Raw genomic sequence first — 2,727 nt, forward strand, 5'->3', positions numbered from 1 at the left:
AGTTCGCCCACGTCGCCGGTGTGCAGCCAGCCGTCGTCGTCGATGGCGGCGGCCGTCGCCTCGGGGTCGTCGAGGTAGCCCAGCATCACGTTCGGCCCGCGCAGCAGCACCGCGTCGCCCGTCGGATGCCCGAAGTGTTCGTTGACGTCCTTGAAGTGGTCCAGATCCATCACCAGCACCGCGACGGACAGGTGGCGACGTTGATGCGCCTGCACCGCCTGCGAGAGGCGGTCCTGGAACAACGCCCGGTTGGCCAGCCCGGTCAGCGGATCGTGCAGGGCCTGTTCGGCGACCACGCCGACCAGCCGGCGGTTCTCACCGATGACCAGGAACTGGCGGATCATCACGGCGAACACCGTCAGGGCCGCCGCGATGTAGACCGGCCCGAGTCCCGGGATCAGCGCTGGTGTGCAGATCGCCGCCGACACCACGACCGGCACGTAGGGCAGCCACATCGCGGCCCGCGACGGCGTGTGCTGCGGTGCACCGACCCGGGCACCGGGCCCGTCCCCGGCCGACAGCGCCGCGAAGGCCAGGCACAGGAATCCCCACACCCAGCCGATCGCGACCGGATGCAGACAGGCGGGCCGCTCGGTGGCCGACAGATACGCAAAAGCGATGTCCGACAACGAGATCAGCATCAATCCGGCGGCCAGCGCCGCCAGCGTACGGCGGTTGGAGACCGGGGCGCGGACGAGCATCAGCGCCGCCATCGAGATCACCGCGATGTCCACCAACGGATAGGCCAGCGCCGCCGTCGCCGACGCCCCCGAGCCGGCGCGGACCAGGTACACCGGTCCGAGCAGCGTCACCCATGCGGCGCCGAAGAGCGCGGCACCGACGATCAGCCCGTCGAGGGTCAGGCGCAGGCGGATGCCGACCGGGTGGGCCGCCAGCAGGAAAATCAGGCACGCGGCGGCGCCGAGCAGGAAGAGCGCGTACCCGCCGTCGGCCGGCGACGGAACCGCCTCCGCCGCCGAACCGCGGTCCACCCAGGTCCAGAACACCTCGCCGGCTGCCCAGCCGCCTGACCCGATCGCGAGGCAGATCCACCCGGCGCGCTCGTGGCGCCGGGTCCGGCGCGCGGCCAGGCCTGCACAGAGCGCCGCGACGGACGCGCACACCACCAGCCCCACGTCGTCGACCACGCGGAGGACAGATTCTCCGCCCCAACCGGCGAGCAACCACACCGCATACCCGGCGCTCACGATCGCCCCGCCCGCCGCCACCCCCCGTAGGTTCGGCATCAACGGACTTTAGCAACTTCCGCCCGCAGACGGCACCCCGCGATGCGCACCAGCGGGGATTTGCCACACGCGCGCCGGCTCGGCGTTCACCACGCGCGATCTGAGAATTCGCCCCGGGCGGCGTTCCCCTTTATTTGCGTGCCCGTCAGCCCGGCACCGCCGCGGCGCGCCTCAGCAAACAATCAGGGCAGAGCGGACACCAGCTGTTCCACCGACACCCGGGGTCCGGTGAAGAACGGGGTCTCCTCACGCACATGGCGGCGCGCGTCGGTGGCCCGCAGGTCACGCATCAGATCCACGATGCGGTGCAATTCCGGCGCCTCGAAGGCCAGCAGCCACTCGTAGTCGCCGAGCGCGAACGCGGGCACCGTGTTGGCGCGCACGTCCTTGTACCCGCGCGCGGCCATCCCGTGTTCGGCGAGCATGCGGCGGCGCTCGTCGTCGGGCAGCAGGTACCACTCCAGGGACCGCACGAACGGATAGACGCAGATGTAAGCGCCGGGCTCTTCACCGGCGAGGAACGCGGGAATGTGGCTCTTGTTGAACTCGGCCGGCCGATGCAGCGCCACGTTGCTCCACACCGGTGTGCACGCGCGGCCCAACGTGGTGGTGCGGCGGAAGTCGGCGTACGTCTTCTGCAGCGCCTCGACGGTCGGTGCATGCGTCCACATCATGAAATCGGCGTCGGCCCGCATCCCGGCGATGTCGTAGAGTCCCCGCACGACCACGCCCGCGTCCTCCTGACCCTTCAGGAAGGTCGCGGTCTCGTCGACGACGGAGGCGCGCGCGTCGTCCGAGGCGTCCAACGCGCCGGGCTTCACCGCGAACACCGAGAACATCAGGTAGCGGATCGTCGAGTTGAGTTCGTCGTAATCGAGCTTGGCCATGCGCCCATCGTGCCACGCACGCGCATGTGATCCAGCACGTCACCGTGCGTCAGGGGCCCCGCCGACCATCAGCGCCGCCACGGCCCGTGTCGCGGCGGCGACGCACGCGGGAACCCCGATCCCGTCCAGGTAGGCACCGGCGACCGCCAGCCCCCTCGGCAGGCCGGCACGCAGGCCGGCGACCAGTGCGGCGTGCCCGGGTCCGTACTGCGGCATCGCGTCGATCCACCGGACCACCCGCGCGTCGACGGGCTCCACCGCGATGCCGAACAACGCCGAGAGGTCCTGCCCCGCCCAGGTGAGCAACTCCTCGTCCCCGGCGCTGCGCGCGAGCTCGTCACCGAACCGGCCGTACGAGAGGCGGACCATCTCGACGTTGGCGCGCCGTCCCCACTTTCGGGAGGACAGCGTGACGGCCTTGGTGCGCAGCCGGCCCGGACCGGCGACGAGCACGCCGGACTGCTCGACGCCGAGATCGAGGAGCCCGACGGCACCCGCCGACCGCTGGAGCGCACCGAGGTGCTCGCCTACACCGCGATGATCGCCGGCGCCGGGGGTGAGACCACCGCGCGGCTCATCGGATTCATGGGGGA

1 protein-coding gene and 4 pseudogenes are annotated in these 2,727 nt (G+C 71.1%); 1 reads left to right on the forward strand and 4 read right to left on the reverse strand.

Translation table 11 applies throughout. The features are described from left to right. The 4 genes and pseudogenes from ASJ79_RS34315 to ASJ79_RS22025 all read right to left on the reverse strand — a co-directional run. Positions 1-110, reverse strand: a pseudogene (locus ASJ79_RS34315) (hypothetical protein); the annotation flags it as partial. A gap of 51 nt (positions 111-161) precedes the next feature. After that, a pseudogene (locus ASJ79_RS35200) lies at positions 162-1,247 on the reverse strand (diguanylate cyclase domain-containing protein); the annotation flags it as partial. 182 nt (positions 1,248-1,429) lie between these two features. Beyond that, entirely contained in the window at positions 1,430-2,134 is a 705-nt protein-coding gene (hemQ, locus tag ASJ79_RS22020) for a hydrogen peroxide-dependent heme synthase (RefSeq protein ID WP_067959905.1), read from the reverse strand. A 39-nt stretch (positions 2,135-2,173) separates the two neighbouring features. Continuing rightward, positions 2,174-2,599, reverse strand: a pseudogene (locus tag ASJ79_RS22025) (protoporphyrinogen oxidase); the annotation flags it as partial. On the opposite strand from ASJ79_RS22025, the pseudogene ASJ79_RS35205 reads away from it, so the two are divergent. Further along, positions 2,594-2,727: pseudogene (locus ASJ79_RS35205) on the forward strand (cytochrome P450); the annotation flags it as partial. The pseudogenes ASJ79_RS22025 and ASJ79_RS35205 overlap by 6 nt on opposite strands.

Source organism: Mycobacterium sp. NAZ190054, assembly GCF_001545925.1.
Taxonomy (GTDB): Bacteria; Actinomycetota; Actinomycetes; order Mycobacteriales; family Mycobacteriaceae; genus Mycobacterium.